At 65.2% G+C, this 14,702-nt stretch carries 11 protein-coding genes and 1 tRNA gene; 5 read left to right on the plus strand and 7 right to left on the minus strand.

Features of this window, described 5'->3' with window-relative positions; genetic code table 11:
* Together glmU and OCL88_RS00405 are read right to left on the minus strand one after the other, a co-directional pair.
* Window positions 1-1,500, minus strand: coding sequence for a bifunctional UDP-N-acetylglucosamine diphosphorylase/glucosamine-1-phosphate N-acetyltransferase GlmU (gene glmU / locus OCL88_RS00400; RefSeq protein WP_264961291.1), 1,500 nt, complete (start codon window positions 1,498-1,500; stop codon window positions 1-3).
* Window positions 1,501-1,621: 121 nt separating this feature from the next.
* Window positions 1,622-1,693: transfer RNA gene (locus tag OCL88_RS00405), tRNA-Gln, on the minus strand.
* Between the two features lie 287 nt (window positions 1,694-1,980).
* Between OCL88_RS00405 and OCL88_RS00410 the strand changes: the two genes are divergently transcribed.
* Window positions 1,981-2,580, plus strand: a complete 600-nt coding sequence (locus OCL88_RS00410; protein WP_264961292.1) for a TetR/AcrR family transcriptional regulator — start codon at window positions 1,981-1,983, stop codon at window positions 2,578-2,580.
* 125 nt (window positions 2,581-2,705) lie between these two features.
* Entirely contained in the window at window positions 2,706-3,122 is a 417-nt protein-coding gene (locus OCL88_RS00415) for a VOC family protein (protein WP_264961216.1), read from the plus strand.
* Window positions 3,123-3,207: 85 nt separating this feature from the next.
* Here the strand turns inward: OCL88_RS00415 and OCL88_RS00420 are convergent, their stop codons facing one another.
* The 5 genes from OCL88_RS00420 to OCL88_RS00445 form a co-directional block, all read right to left on the minus strand.
* Window positions 3,208-5,037: an ABC-F family ATP-binding cassette domain-containing protein gene (locus OCL88_RS00420; protein ID WP_264961217.1), complete on the minus strand. Its 1,830-nt coding sequence runs from the start codon at window positions 5,035-5,037 to the stop codon at window positions 3,208-3,210.
* Between the two features lie 54 nt (window positions 5,038-5,091).
* Window positions 5,092-6,084 (minus strand): 4-(cytidine 5'-diphospho)-2-C-methyl-D-erythritol kinase, encoded by a 993-nt coding sequence (locus OCL88_RS00425; RefSeq protein WP_264961218.1) that lies wholly within the window; start codon window positions 6,082-6,084, stop codon window positions 5,092-5,094.
* Complete coding sequence (rsmA, locus tag OCL88_RS00430; RefSeq protein ID WP_021471465.1) at window positions 6,081-6,962, minus strand: 16S rRNA (adenine(1518)-N(6)/adenine(1519)-N(6))-dimethyltransferase RsmA; 882 nt, start codon at window positions 6,960-6,962, stop codon at window positions 6,081-6,083. Before rsmA ends, OCL88_RS00425 begins: the two co-directional genes overlap by 4 nt.
* 26 nt (window positions 6,963-6,988) lie before the next feature.
* Window positions 6,989-8,140, minus strand: a complete 1,152-nt coding sequence (locus tag OCL88_RS21150; RefSeq protein ID WP_021471466.1) for a resuscitation-promoting factor — start codon at window positions 8,138-8,140, stop codon at window positions 6,989-6,991.
* A 287-nt stretch (window positions 8,141-8,427) separates the two neighbouring features.
* Window positions 8,428-9,324: a TatD family hydrolase gene (locus OCL88_RS00445; RefSeq protein ID WP_264961219.1), complete on the minus strand. Its 897-nt coding sequence runs from the start codon at window positions 9,322-9,324 to the stop codon at window positions 8,428-8,430.
* A 184-nt stretch (window positions 9,325-9,508) separates the two neighbouring features.
* Between OCL88_RS00445 and OCL88_RS00450 the strand changes: the two genes are divergently transcribed.
* From OCL88_RS00450 to OCL88_RS00460, 3 genes are read left to right on the plus strand one after another with little or no spacing between them, the layout of a single operon-like run.
* Window positions 9,509-10,630, plus strand: coding sequence for an AAA family ATPase (locus OCL88_RS00450; protein ID WP_264961293.1), 1,122 nt, complete (start codon window positions 9,509-9,511; stop codon window positions 10,628-10,630).
* 9 nt (window positions 10,631-10,639) lie between these two features.
* Window positions 10,640-12,136, plus strand: coding sequence for a DUF58 domain-containing protein (locus OCL88_RS00455; protein WP_264961220.1), 1,497 nt, complete (start codon window positions 10,640-10,642; stop codon window positions 12,134-12,136).
* Complete coding sequence (locus OCL88_RS00460) at window positions 12,133-14,607, plus strand: transglutaminaseTgpA domain-containing protein (RefSeq protein WP_410868102.1); 2,475 nt, start codon at window positions 12,133-12,135, stop codon at window positions 14,605-14,607. The genes OCL88_RS00455 and OCL88_RS00460 overlap by 4 nt, the downstream gene beginning before the upstream one ends.
* Window positions 14,608-14,702 lie beyond the last annotated feature (95 nt).

Genomic DNA, 14,702 nt, shown 5'->3' on the forward strand with positions numbered 1-14,702 from the left:
CTATTTGCCTTCTTCTGTGGTTGCCGGGGATGGTGAAGATGTGGGGGCGGCAGCCAGCCGCGGTTCCAGTGCCGCTTCGGCAAGGCGGGCGGAGACGGAGCCTTCACGGTTTGCCAGGACCCAGCCTTCGGCGTTCCGCTGGGCGGCGACGTTCAGGGCAAGGGCGCCTGCGGGCACGTCCTTGCGGATCACGGCACCGGCACCGCTGTAAGCGCCGTCACCTACGGTCACCGGGGCCACGAAAACCGTATTCGAACCCGTGCGGACGCCCGAGCCGATCACCGTACGGTGCTTGTTCTCGCCGTCGTAATTGGCTGTGATGTTGCCGCAACCAATGTTGGTGTCCTCGCCGATTTCGGCGTCACCGGCGTACCCGAGGTGGGACAGCTTGGAACCGCGGCCAATGGTGACATTCTTGGTCTCATAGAAGGCGCCGATCTTGCCCGTCTCGCCAAGGACCGTGCCCGGGCGGAGGTACGTGAACGGTCCAACGCTTGCCTTGGCACCGATGGTGGAACCGGATCCGTGCGTGCGGACAACCTTGGCGCCCTCACCCACGTTCACGTCGGTGAGCGTCGTGTCAGGACCGACGACGGCGTCCCTCGCCACGGTAGTGGAACCGTGCAGTTGCGTATTGGGCAGCAGCCGGACGTCCTCGTCCAGGGTCACGGTGGAATCGATCCAGGTGGTGGCAGGGTCCACTACCGTCACACCGGCGCGCATCCAGGATTCGATGATGCGGCGGTTGTGCTCGGCGCCCAGCGCGGACAACTGGATGCGGTCGTTGGCGCCTTCAACCTGCCAGCGGTCATTGGTGACGACGGCGGCAACCCGGCCACCGGCGTCGCGCGCCAGGCCAAGGACGTCGGTCAAGTACATCTCACCCTGGGCGTTGTCCGTGGTGACGCTTTCCAGGGAGCTGCGAAGGACGGCGGCGTCGAAAGCGTAGATGCCGGAGTTGATCTCGCGGATGCTGCGTTCTTCTTCCGAGGCATCCTTGTGCTCGCGGATACCCAGCACAGTTCCGTCTTCGGCACGGAGGATCCGGCCGTAGCCGGTGGCGTCGTCCAGGACCGCGGTCAGGACCGTCACTGCGTTGCCCTGGGATTCGTGGGTGGAGACCAGTTCGCCCAGCAATTCACCCGTGAGCAGGGGAACATCGCCGTAGGTAACAACCACGGTGCCGGTGACTTCAAACTGGGCATCGAGGGCCTTCAGCGCCACTTCCACGGCGCGTCCCGTGCCGGGAACGTCGTCCTGGTCCACGATCAGGGCCTCGGGGTCCTGCGTGGAGATGTGCCCGGCCACGCGGTCACGCTCGTGGCGGACTACAAGGGCAAGCCTCTGCGGGTTAAGCGAACGGGCGGCGAGGATGGCGTGGCCAACCATGGAACGGCCGCCGATTTCGTGGAGAATCTTGGGAGTCCGCGACTTCATTCGCGTTCCGGCACCTGCGGCCAGGACGATGACCGCTGCGGGACCGGTGGTTTCGGGGCTCACGTACTGGCTCTCCTTGCTCGGTTTGTCCCGGATGACCCGGCTTCGGAATACTGCCATCCAAGCCTTGGACCCAGACACCGCTCGAGCCGTTCCAGGTACAGAGTGGAGCGCATTCCGACCGTTCCGCCCATAGGATTCGAACCTATACTCCACGGCTCCAAAGGCCGGGGTGCTGCCGTTACACCAGAGCGGACCGTGCATGCCCGGCGAACCCAAGTCCTGAGGCTTGGAAGCCTTCCCGGCTAACCGGGATGCACACACAAGAAACTAGTTTGCCATGACCTTTGCGTGCTTCGCGACTTGACCGGCGCGCACCGGCCCGGAAATGCCCGTTCGGCACGGTATCAGCGGTCCTGTCCGGCTCGAATACTGCCGGTGGTGCATGATGGACAAGTGAGCAAGCGCACTGAATTTTCCCGGTCAATCCCGTCCCGCGGGCCCTCGGAACACGCCTCCGGGGGCACCACGGTCCGTGCCAGGATGACCGGCCAACAACGTCGCGAGCAGCTCATCGGGATTGGCCGGTCATTATTCGCTGCCCGCGGGCTGGACGGCACCACCATCGAGGAAATCGCAGCGACTGCCGGGGTTTCCAAACCGGTCATCTACGAGCACTTCGGTTCCAAGGAGGGCCTCTACCGGCAGGTGGTCGATGCGGAATTCCGGATCCTGCTGGACTCCATCACCGAGGCCCTCAGCACCGAGGCCAAGCCCCGCGTCCTGGTGGAGCGGGCGGCCTTGGCCCTGCTGGGCTACATCGAGGAACGCACCGACGGTTTCCGCATCCTCATGCGCGACGCACCGCCGTCGCAACCCGAAGGTGCCTTCTCCACCCTGCTCTCGCATGTCACCGCCAGGGTGGAACACCTGCTGTCCGACGAGTTCGCCCGCCGCGGTTTCAGCGCCGCGGACGGTGCCATGTACGCGCAAATGCTCGTGGGCATGGTGGCGATGACGGGCCAATGGTGGCTGGACAGCCGGCAGCCGGACAAGAGGGCCGTAGCGGCACACTTGGTGAACCTGGCCTGGAACGGCCTGACCGGCCTCCAAAAGGAGCCCGCCCTCCGCTCCGCCCCCTGATCCTCTATCACATCCCAACGCCCCCACGGCGTTCCTCTATCACATCCCAACCGCTTGCGGGCGTTCCTCTATCACATCCCAACCGCTTGCGGGCGTTCCTCTATCACGGCGGATAGGATCCCGGAATGACTGCACTGCAGATTTACGCCCTCTTCCCCGGCACTGCGCGCGAGGCTCTTACCTTCTACGCGGGAGTCTTCGGCGGCACTCTTGCCCTCTACTCCTATGAGGAATTTGGACGCGTTGACGGACCGGCAGACGCAATCGCACACGGCGTCCTCGACGGACCAGTGAGCCTTGCTGGAGCCGACGCCTCGGAGGGTGGGACGAGCGTCCGCATGGAGTGCCTCATGCTCTCGCTCCTTGGCACAGCTGCCCCGGCGGTTCTCCACCAGTGGTTCGACAAACTCGCCGACGGCGGCAAGGTAGTCGATCCCTTGGGCCCGAAGCCGTGGGGCGCATCTGATGGTCAGGTGATAGACCGCTACGGCCTGCACTGGCTCCTGGGGTACGAACCGGCCCCACAAACCGACGGGACGTGAAAGAGCAACCCCCACAAACCGACGGGACGTGAAAGAGCAACCCCCACAAACCGACGGAAGGTGATAGAGCGTTGCTCGGGCGGGCTTATTCCCCGAGGACTTCAGCGGCTTCGAGCCACTCGAGCTCCAGGCCTTCCTTCTCCTCGAGGAGTTCCTGCAGCTTGGCGTTGAGTTCCCCGAGGGCGTCGAAGTCGCCGGATTCGGACTTGGTTGCCATCTGGGCGTGGAGCTTCTCCTCCTGCTGGGCCAACTTTCCGAGCTGACGGTCGATCCTGTTGAGGTCCTTCCGCGCTTCGCGTTTTTCGGCCTCGCTGGGTCCATCCGCCGACGTCGGAGCGGAACCTCCCGCAGAACCGGCGGTAGGTGCGGTGGAACCGCCGAGGGACCCGGAAGCCAGGGCGGCTTCGCGCAGTTCGAGGTACTGGTCCACGCCGCCGGGCAGCCCACGGAGCTTCCCATCACCGAGCAATGCCATTTGATGGTCGGTGACGCGCTCCAGCAGGTACCGGTCGTGGCTGACAACCACCAGCGTTCCGGGCCAGCCGTCCAAGACGTCTTCCACGGCGGCCAGGGTGTCGGTGTCGAGGTCGTTGGTGGGCTCGTCCAGCATGAGGACGTTGGGCTCCCCCACTAGCAGGCGCAGGAGTTGGAGGCGGCGGCGCTCACCACCGGACAGGTCGGAGACCGGCGTCCACTGCTTTTCCTTGGTGAAGCCCAGCTGCTCCACAAGTTGCCCGGCCGTGAACTCTTTGCCGCCAACGCTGAACGAGCGCTTCTCGCGTTCAATGACCTCAATGACACGGAGGTCCGAGACCTCGTCAAGTTCCTTCACGTCCTGCGTAAGGACAGCCGTGACCACGGTCTTACCGCGCTTGAGCCGACCCGACGTTGGTTGGATGTCGCCGTTCAGGAGCCGCAGCAGCGTGGACTTGCCGGCGCCGTTGACCCCCACCAGCCCCAGGCGCTCCCCCGGCGCCAACCGCAGCGTGATGTTGTTGAACAGCTTCTGCCCGGATTCGCCCCCCTCAAAATCGAGGGTGATGTTCTCCAGGTCCAGCACGTCCTTGCCCAGCCGGGCGGTGGCCATCTTGCTCAGCGCCACGGAGTCGCGGGGTTCGGGGACGTCGGAGATGAGCTCGTTGGCGGCTTCGATGCGGAACTTGGGCTTGGAGGTCCGGGCCGGTGCGCCACGCCTCAGCCAGGCGAGTTCCTTCTTGACCAGTTGCTGGCGCTTATTCTCGACGACGGCGGCCATGCGGTCGCGCTCGGCGCGCGCCAGGACGTAGGCGGCGTACCCGCCGTCGAACATGTCCACCATGGCGTCGTGGACTTCCCAGGTGTAGTTGCAGACCTCGTCGAGGAACCAGCGGTCGTGGGTGACCACCAGGAACGCGCCTTGGTTGGCGCGCCAGCGTGACTTGAGGTGCCGCGCCAGCCAGGCAACGCCTTCGACGTCGAGGTGGTTGGTCGGTTCGTCCAGCATGATGACGTCGTGGTCGCCGATGAGGAGCTTGGCCAGTGCCACCCGCCGCTTCTGGCCGCCGGAGAGCGAGTGCACGTTGGCGTGCCAGTCAACATCGCCTACGAGGCCGCCCATGATTTCCCGGATCTTCGGGTTCGCTGCCCATTCGTGGTCCGCCTGGTCGCCGACGATCGCGGCACCTACTGTCAGGTCGCCGTCGAGCACGTCGCTCTGGTCCAGGTAGCCCACAGTGACGTCGTTGCGTTTGGTGACCCGGCCCGAGTCCGGAGTGGATCGCAGCGCAAGCAGCCGCATGAGAGTGGACTTTCCGTCGCCGTTGCGGCCGACCATGCCGATCCGGTCGCCATCCTCCAAACCGAGGGTGACGCCGTCGAGCACGGTGCGGGTGCCAAAGGTGACAGAGAGGTTTTCGCCGCCAAGCAGGTGGGCCAATGGGTACTACTTTCTGGAGCTGGTGTGCAGGGAGCTGTTAAAGGCAGGGAGTTACTAAAGGAGGGTATCGGAGATGATCCGGGCGCCTGGCACGGGTCCGTGCACAGCGATGGCGTTGTGCCCCCGGTGTATCAGGTCTTCGGCCAGCACGGAGGCGGCAGCGGGATCCCTCGCCAGGAGGGCCACGGTGGGTCCGGAGCCTGAGACCATTCCGGCCAGGGCGCCTTGCGCCTCCCCAAGCCCGATTGTGTCGCGAAGCTGCGGGGCCAGGGCAATCGAGGCTCTTTGCAAATCGTTGACAAGGACCCGGCTCAGGGTTTCAGGATCGCCGTTCCGTAGGGCCTGGAGGATGGTTGGATCCACCTCCACGGGTTCCGGAACCTCCGCGCCTTCCGAATCCCGCAGCCCATCCAGCGTGCGGAATACGTCCGGGGTCGACAGTCCGTAGTCGGCGAAAACCAGCACCCAGTCTATCTGTGCTTTGGCCAGTGCCGGCGAGAGCTTGTCCCCTACCCCGAGCCCGACCGCGGTCCCGCCCAGGAGCGAGAACGGCACATCCGCGCCAAGTTCGGCGGCCACGTGGGCAAGTTCCTCGCGGGAGAGGCCGCTGTTCCACAGGGCATCGCACGCCAGCAGCGTGGCCGCGGCATCGGCGGACCCCCCGCCCATCCCGCCGGCGACGGGAACGCGCTTGGTGATCTCCAAGTGAACGCCGGTTGGTTTCTCCGACATCTCGGCCATCACGGCGGCTGCCTTGTAAGCAAGGTTGCGCTCATCCAGCGGGATATCGACGCCGTCCAGGTCCAAGGTGCTCGCGGGGCTGATGCTGACGGTGATCCCGGGGGCTTCCGTGCTGGTCGCAGCGACCTCCTCGTACAAGGACACTGCCAGGTAGACGCTGGCCACGGAGTGGTAGCCATCGGGTCGCAAGGGTCCCACGGCCAGTGAGACGTTGACTTTGCCGGGCGCTTTCACCCGGACCGTGCGTGCACGGAAGCGCTCCCCTTGGTAGGGCAGTTCCCCGGGCTTGCGGATTCCCGGGGTCATACTGCTGCCGGGTGGCGCGCTTCGGCGATCCGCACGTACGCGCCAATGTCCAGGACTTCGCCGCGTGCGGTGGGGTCCACCCCTGCAGCTACCAGGCACCGTTCGGCCTCCACGGCACCGCCTGCCCAACCGGCCAGCGCAGCCCTGAGCGTCTTGCGCCGCTGCGCAAACGCGGCGTCGATGACGGCGAAGACCTGGTCCCGCGTCACGTGGGTGGCGGGCGGCTCGTGGCGCGTGAATTCCACCAGGCCCGAATGGATCTTGGGTGCCGGCCAGAACACGTTCATGCCGATCACACCGGCCTTGCGCATGCGACCGTACCAGGCGGCCTTGACGGACGGGACGCCGTAAATCTTGGAGCCCGGCGACGCCGCGAGGCGGTCGGCCACCTCGTCCTGCACCATCACCAGGCCGTGGCGCAGGCCCGGGAAGTGCTGGAGCAAATGCAGCACCACGGGGACGGCCACGTTGTAGGGCAGGTTGGCCACCAAGGCAGTGGGCTCCACCGGCAGTTCGGTCACCTTCATGGCATCGGACAGCACCAGGTGGAAGCGCTCCTCGGCCTGGGGCCGCCAGGTACGGACGGTCTCCGGCAGCTTGCCGGCCAGCACGGGATCGATTTCGACGGCGACTACCTCGCGGGCCGCGTCCAGCAGGCCCAACGTCAGCGAGCCAAGGCCGGGTCCAACTTCCAGCACGGTCTCGTCCGGGTCGATGCCGGCCGCGGACACGATCCTGCGAATGGTGTTGCCGTCGATCACAAAGTTCTGCCCCAGGGTCTTGGTGGGGCGGACACCGATTTCCTCGGCTAACCGTCGGATGTCAGTTGCGCCCAGCAAAGGCGCGACGGCGGCGGGTTCGGAATTCGGTTCAGTCACCTAGGTATCGTATCGTCTGCGCCGGGCTAGGCTGCGTGCGCGCAGCCCCAGTCGCGGAGGCCGTTCTTGGCGTAGAGGCGGTTGGCGATATCGATCTGCTGTGCCTTGGTGGCAAGGTTGGCGGTCGGTGCGTAGGCGCCACCACCGTTGGCGAGCCAGGTGGGGCTGGAGAACTGGAGGCCGCCGTAGTAGCCGTTGCCGGTGTTGATGGACCAGTTGCCGCCGGATTCACACTGGGCGATACGGTCCCACATTGCTTCGTTGGGAGCACCGGTGGGGCCGCTGGATACGGGAGCGGCTGCCTTCGCTGCTGCCACCGGACGTGCCTTGGTTCCAACAGCCACCTTCTCGGTGACGGGCTGGGTGGTCACGTTGCTGGAGACCAGGGTGCGGGAGGCTTCACGGCCATCCACGAGGACCAGCTTGAACGTCTTGACCACGGAGCCGGCAACGCCCTTCTGCGTTACCTTTTCCTCACCCTTGTAGAGCTCCGCGCTTTCGCTCTTGACGCTCTCGAACGGGACTTCCTCGGTGGTCTCGGCAGTCTTGCTGGTGTCCACGCGGGAGACCTTGATGACCATGTCCTGGACAATGGGGGCGTTGCTCGGCTGGGAGACGCGGTCATTGGCACCCACGGTGATCCCGGCGTCCTTGAGGACCTCGGCGACGTCGGAGGCCGTGGTAGTGGTGCTGGTGTCCTTGCCGTCGGCTACGAGGCTGATGGTCTTGGGCGTGGAGATGGACACGAAGGAACCCTGGACTTCGAGGGAAGCATCCTTGGGCTGGGAAATTTCGGAAGAACCGGCCACGCCGAGTTCGCTGACCAGGCCTGCCACATCGGGAGCGTTGGTGTTGACCGTCTTCCGGGCGCCGTCCAGTTCGATGGAGACGGCCTTGGCGAGGTTGACGTTCACCACGGAGCCGTTTTCCACCCGGGAATCCAGCGCGGGGGTCACCCGGTCATCGTTCTTCAGTTCAACCTTGGCTGCCTTGACCACCTGGTCGACGGTTCCGCCAAAGGTCTGGATGGAGCTCACTTTTCCGTCGACGTTCAAGGTGACCGTCTTGTTGTTGCCCACGAAAGCAACGACACCGGCTACCAGTGCCACTAACACCAGCACCTGGGCGCCCACTTTGAGGAAACTGAACTTGCCGTCCGTTGTGAAGAACTTGATCACGTTTGCCCATAACTCTCAGACCATCCGGGCACGGGGAAAAGCGCAAAGAAACATACCAGCGGCAAAACAGAGGGGCCTGGCCCATGCCCGGTCCCACGCTTCACTGCCGGCTGCTGCGCCGTCACGACATTCAACTGGTGAGTCCGGATCATGCCGAACCAGTTGTCCGAAGGCCTTCCCCGACCCCGGCTATTTGGTTCACAGTAACCGATTTGTTATAAACGAGCCAATCAAAATGCATACCGGGTATTCAGCATCACATCGAATACCTGCACGTCAGATGGCCCTTATGCCCATGATCCGTAGGCATTGACGGTGTTTTCCGCGAGGCGCGAACACAGCTCGGAGAGGTCATCTCCAGTCACATCGGCCATGTAACGGACCGTGTAGGGAACCATGTAGCTTGCGTTGGGACGTCCCCGGTAAGGGTGCGGGGTGAGGAACGGCGAATCGGTCTCCACCAGCACCCTGGATGGTTCCGCGATGGCCAGGGCGTCCCTGAGGTTCTGCGCGCTCTTGAACGTCATGGTCCCGGCGAAGGACATGTACCAGCCGTTGTCATTGCAGATCCTCGCCAGATCCTCGTCGCCGGAAAAGCAATGGAAGACCACCCGCTCCGGAGCACCCTCTTCCTTGAGCACCTGCACCACGTCGTCGTGGGCATCGCGGTCGTGGATCTGCAGGGTGAGGTCAAGGCGCTTGGCAATATCTATGTGGCGCCGGAAGGAATGGCGCTGATGCGCCAGTCCGTCGCCGTGCGTGCGGAAGAAGTCCAGGCCGGTCTCGCCGATGGCACGGATCCTGGGATGGCGGGCAAGGTCTTCGATCTCGGCGAGCGCTGATTCCAGCTCACCGCGTCCGGCGTAAACGGGAGCATCGTTCGGATGGATCGCCACTGCGCCCAGAAGCCGCGGGTCGGCTTCCACCGCTTGCACGGTGAACCTGGAGGACCCGAGGTCGCACCCTACCTGGATGGCTCCTTGAACACCGACGGCGGCGGCCGCATCCATGGCGTCGGCGACGCTTACCTCGATCAGGCCGTGCCGGAAGTCCAGGTGCGTGTGGTTGTCCATCACGGGGACGGGGAGCGCTTGGGGCGCGGGTGGATATTCCTTGCGCGATGCCTTGGCATCGTCTGGGTCTGCGGACGAGCGATAGGGAGCAGGGGCGAGGGAATTGCACATGCTCCCACCTTATTCGGACCGCGGTCCTCCCCCATCCCCGCGGCCCGCGGTGACGAACTCCATGCAGCACACAAATTCCCCCTGCACTATGTCAGCGACGCCCAAAGTCTGGGTAGGCTGGAACGGACAAGGCGGCCAACGCCGGCACGTTGCCGGGCGGGCGGCCACGGCTGAAGGGCATTCCATGGAGTCCAAGCGACGCGCCACTGTTGAACCAGCTTCTTTTCCGGGCGGGGCGTACAGCGCTGTGCCCTTGGACGCTGCAGACAACGGGAATGCGTCGCGCAACCCGGACGCCGTGCACAACGGGCACAAGCCGCACGTCATGGACGCCGAACGCTTCCACGATTCCAGCCAACGGATCCTCGGTGCGATCAGCAAGGTGATCGATGGGAAGGCCGACGCCGCCAAGTTGGCCCTGACGGTCCTCCTGGCCCAGGGGCACCTGCTGCTTGAGGACGTGCCGGGAGTAGGAAAAACACTGCTGGCCAAGACGCTTGCCAGAACCGTTGACTGCACGGTTTCCCGGATCCAGTTCACCCCGGACCTCCTGCCTTCGGATGTCACGGGCGTCTCCATCTATAACCAGTCCTCCCGGCAGTTCGAGTTCCGGCCCGGGGCCGTTTTCGCAAACATCGTGATTGGTGACGAGATCAACCGTGCTTCGGCCAAGACCCAGTCCGCACTGCTCGAGTGCATGGAGGAGCACCAGGTCACCGTGGACGGGCACTCCTATCCGTTGGCCCTGCCGTTCATGGTGGTCGCTACCCAGAACCCCATCGAGATGGAGGGCACCTACCCGCTTCCCGAGGCCCAGCGCGACCGTTTCATGGCGCGCATCTCCATGGGCTACCCGGACCGGGATGCGGAAATCGAAATGCTGGAGACCCACCAGGCTGTTTCGCCCTTGGCCAAGGTGACGCCGGTGGTCACCGCCAACGACGTCGCAGCCATGATTGCCACGGTCCAGCAGGTGTACGTGTCCCCTGCCATCAAGGAGTACACCGTAGCCATAGGCCGCGCGACCCGCGAAAGTGCCCGGTTGCGGCTGGGTGCCAGTCCGCGCTCCTTGCTCCAGTTGCTGCGCGCCGCGAAGGCAACCGCTGCCTTGGACGGCAGGGACTTCGTTCTCCCTGACGATGTAGTGGACGTCGCCGAGTCCGTCCTGGCGCATCGCATCATCCTGGACAGGAAAGCGGCGAGCGCCGGCGACACCCCCCAGACCGTCCTGCGCGGAATCCTTGCCTCGCTCCCGGTCGCCCAGGAACCGCCCGGCGCGTGGCGCAGGGATAAGCAAAGCGCCTAGGCGGTCCGGATGGCACTCGTGGATCGGCTTCCCAAGCATCTGTTCACCAACCGGGGTTGGGGTTTGCTGGCCGCAGGCGTGGTGTCCATCGTCTGTGCCCACATCATGGGCCGGCGCGACTTGCTCACCTTGGCAGTGTTCCTGATTTTGCTGCCCCTTGTGGCACTGGCGGGGGTCCGTGTCCTCAAACCAAAATTCCAGGTGTACCGGGAGTTCAATCCCTCCACTGTGGAAACCGCCATGGCAACCACCGTGCGGTTGGCCGTGGCCCGTACCTCGTACGGCACCGGTCAGGTGGTCATGGAGGAGCAGCTTCCGCCCCGTTTCGGGGATCCGCCTGCGTTCCGTTTCCCTGCACGCTCCGCCACCGGCGGAAGCAGCCGCTATGAGTACCATCTCCGTTCCGGGAAGCGCGGCCAATTCCGGATCGGTCCGGTCACCGCGGAGTTCAGCGATCCGTTTGGCCTGTCCTTGCGCCGCCATTCAATCGACGACGGCGACCTCCTCACCGTGACGCCCGCCGCCGTCGAACTTCCCGCGACGGGACTTGCAGGGGCCCGGGGAAATGACGGCGTCACGGCAACCCGGATCCGCGCCAACCCGAGCGATGACGACATCATGACCCGCGAGTACCGCCATGGTGATCCGATGCGCCGGGTTCACTGGCCGGCAACGGCGCGCCACGGGCAATTGATGGTGCGCCAGGAAGAGTCCGTGACCACTCCCGAGGCCACGATCGTCCTGGACCAGCGGCTGGCAGCCTTTGCCCCAAGCACCGGTTCAGTCCTCGGGAGCCATGACGAGGACACTGATCTGCTGACCACGCCCGGTTTCGAGTGGGTGGTGACGGCTGCAATGTCCATCAGCGCACACTTGTCCGAGCGGAACTATTCGCTGCGAATGTTGGACGCCTCGGGGCATCCCGCCTTCAGCCACTCAAGATCCGCTCCTGACGCCACCGCGGAGGAATTCAGCGGGGCGGGCGGTTTGCACGCCATCGCCGAGGGCCTGGCAGCAATTGAGTTGACCGGTCCCCGGCATCACCGGCCCGAGCACGCCCGCCAGGACGAAGAAGCGTCTGCGGACCGGCGCAACCCGGGCAGGACCCCTGCAGCCGTCCGAGGTCCTGGCCGCGCCGCCAGGAATGTCGATGAATCGCCGGAAGGCGGAGACTCGGCATTCGATGATCTGCTCATGGACAAGCTCGCGGCCCATCGGCTGCGCGGCCCCCTCCTGGCGCTGCTTGGCAACCTGACCGTGCCCGAGGCCAAAGCCCTGGCTCCGGCTGCAGCCTATGGTGCCAACGCTTTTGCGCTGCTGGTTACTGATTCTTCCCGCAACAACGAGCAAGTCCTGGAGATTCTGCGGCAGGGTGGATGGCGGGCCGTCGCCGTTACGTCAAGGACGCCGTTGGCGGCTGCCTGGGCGGCGTTTGATGAGGGCGGAATGGTTGCTGCGGCTGCGGCCGCCATGGACGTCCGACGGGGAGCGGCGGTGCCGCGATGACCGTCACTTCGCGGCCGAGCGCAGATCCCCGGAGCAAAACTTCGACGCCGGGCACACGGCGCCGCACCTCGGGCCCGGGTCCTGGCGTTTTCCCTTGGGCGATGGCCGGGGCCATTTCCGTGGGCGTACTGGGTGCCGCGCTTTCACTGAACGGGGTTTTCCGGGGTTGGGCGTGGTTCATGCCGCTGATCACCACCGTGGTTGCCGTGGCGCTGACGCTGGCCGTGCTGCGCTCCTTGCGCGTGCAACCGTTGCTGGCCACCATTGGCTCCTTGGCTTCCCTGATCGGGGTCCTGGCTTTCACGTTCTGCCGGCAGGAAAGCCTCCTGGGGTTCATCCCCACGCCGAAGACGCTCCAGGCAGTGGGAAGGCTCATCAAGCGTGCCGGGGAAACCGTGGTTTCCGAGAGCGCTCCAGTAGCTCCAAACGTCGGCATCGTCTTTGTCACGTGCGCTTGCCTTGGGCTTTTGGTGGTTTTGATCGATGCCTTGGCCGTCCCCCTTTCCATGCCTGCGGCGAGTGGCATCGGCCTGCTGGCCATCATGGTTGTTCCGGCCACCATCAAACCGCAAAGCGTCGGCGTGCCGGGCTTTATCGGCGCAACCATCGGGTTCCTGCTGATCCTCGGTTGCAGCCAATGGTTCGCTCCCGACTCCCGGCTGCAATCCGGGGCTCCGCGGGGCGCTGGCCAGTTCAAGCGCTTGGTGGTCACAGGGGTGCTGACCCTTGGCCTGGCGATGGTGGTGCCGCTGGCAATACCGGGTTTCGACAACGGCACCTTCCCGCAAGGCTCGCGGCTCACGCCCTGGGGAACCTCGAACGGGCTCAACCCCATGATCACCCTGGGCAACAGCCTCCGCAGCCCCAGCGGCGCGGGCCGGATTACTTACGCCACCAGTTCCAGCGGACCGTTGTACCTGCGCTCGGTCACCATTGACCACTTCGACGGCGAAACCTGGGCGCCGGACGATCGTGCCGGCTCGCGGCGGGCGGGGGCGGACCGGATCGAGGCCGGATACTCCGTCCAGGGAGAAATAGTCAACGCCGTCACGTCCATCAACGCAGGACTGTTCACCAGCCCGTATCTGCCTGCACCCTTTGCACCGGTGTCCGTCAACGGGCTCAACGGACGCTGGACGTGGGACCCCGACACGCTGAGCATCATGAGCACGGAAACCAGCACCCTGGCACAGCGGTACGTCGTGTTTTCTGCGGCGCCCAAGGTCACCGCCCAGGCTTTGTCCCAGGCGAACGCTGCGCCCCGCTCCATTTCCGAGGACTTCCTGCGCATCCCCGGAAACCTCCCGGGCATCGTCCGGGACACAGCCCGGACGGTAACGGCATCGGCGGGCAACAATTACGCCAAGGCGCTGGCCATCCAGAAATACCTCCGCTCAGGCGAGTTCATCTACTCCCTCCAGGCTCCGGTTCAAAACGGGTATGACGGCAACGGCCTGTCCGTCCTGGCGGATTTCCTTTCCGTCAAGAGCGGCTACTGCGTCCATTTCGCATCGGCGATGGCTGTGATGGCGCGGGTTGAGGGCATCCCCAGCCGAATCGCCGTCGGGTACGCACCGGGCCGGCTGACCGGCGAATCCGTGGCGTTGGTGGGCCAAGGTTCCTTCCCCGAGTATGAAGTGGACGCCCGTGACGCCCATGCATGGCCGGAACTGTACTTCGAAGGCCTCGGGTGGGTTCCTTTTGAGCCGACGCCTTCCCGCGGCGTCGTTCCCGAATATGCCACCGAGGCTTCCACTACCGGGAACCTCAGCACGAACACCGATGAGAAGGACGTTCCCAGCACCGCGCCGACGCCCGTTCCCACCACGGCGCCGCTGCCCGGTATCGACACCCCGGCCCAAGGGCCTGTTCAGGGCAACCCGCTTCCCGCTATTGCCGCGACATCCGCCGCCGTCGTCCTCCTGGCTGCGTTCCTGGGTTCTCCGCGCATTACCCGCTCCGTGCTTCGTCGCCGCCGGCTGAAGCGCCGGAAACCCGGGGACGATCAGCCGCTCCCGGAGTACCCGTCCGCAGGATTGGCGTGGGCCGAGTTGCTGGCCCTGGCCACGGACTTTGGCGTACCCTCCACGCCAAGCGAAACCCCACGGCATTTCTCGGCAAGGTTCCGCTCCAGCCCGGTGCTTGGTGACCCTGGCGGGTTCGACGACGCCGCTCACCGGGCGGTTGCCTCCCTCGCCGCCGATTTCGAACGTCAGCGCTATGGCCGCCCCTCGGATACCGCTGCCGCGTCCGCAGCGTCCAGGATCGCCGTCATCCGTGAGTCGCTGCGCAACAATTCGGGCTGGTGGGTCCGTTTCCGGGCGGACTGGCTTCCGCCGTCGTTGATGCGCCGGTGGCTCCACGCGCTCGGCGCGCCTTTCCGGGCTCTGGCCTCGGTCACGAGGCGGGCCGGTTCCGGGCTTGCCAGGTCATGGCGGGGGTTGCGGCAGCTGCTCCCCCAGCGCCGCTGACCGCGCGGGGTCACAGCCGGACCCACACAGGGCCGCATAGGGCCGCACAGTAAAAAGACCCTGCCCCTCGGAACGTGTGGTTCCAGGGGCAGGGT

This window comes from Paenarthrobacter sp. PAE-2 (assembly GCF_026013155.1).
Lineage (GTDB): Bacteria > Actinomycetota > Actinomycetes > Actinomycetales > Micrococcaceae > Arthrobacter > Arthrobacter ureafaciens.

Bases quoted from the DNA above. Each gene is read 5' to 3' on its own strand.
- OCL88_RS00460 (WP_410868102.1), top strand. From the start codon at position 12,133: ATGACCGTCACTTCGCGGCCGAGCGCAGATCCCCGGAGCAAAACTTCG.
- OCL88_RS00455 (WP_264961220.1), top strand. From the start codon at position 10,640: ATGGCACTCGTGGATCGGCTTCCCAAGCATCTGTTCACCAACCGGGGT.
- OCL88_RS00445 (WP_264961219.1), bottom strand. From the start codon at position 9,324: ATGTGCAATTCCCTCGCCCCTGCTCCCTATCGCTCGTCCGCAGACCCA.
- OCL88_RS00425 (WP_264961218.1), bottom strand. From the start codon at position 6,084: ATGACCCCGGGAATCCGCAAGCCCGGGGAACTGCCCTACCAAGGGGAG.
- OCL88_RS00415 (WP_264961216.1), top strand. From the start codon at position 2,706: ATGACTGCACTGCAGATTTACGCCCTCTTCCCCGGCACTGCGCGCGAG.
- OCL88_RS00410 (WP_264961292.1), top strand. From the start codon at position 1,981: ATGACCGGCCAACAACGTCGCGAGCAGCTCATCGGGATTGGCCGGTCA.
- OCL88_RS00450 (WP_264961293.1), top strand. From the start codon at position 9,509: ATGGAGTCCAAGCGACGCGCCACTGTTGAACCAGCTTCTTTTCCGGGC.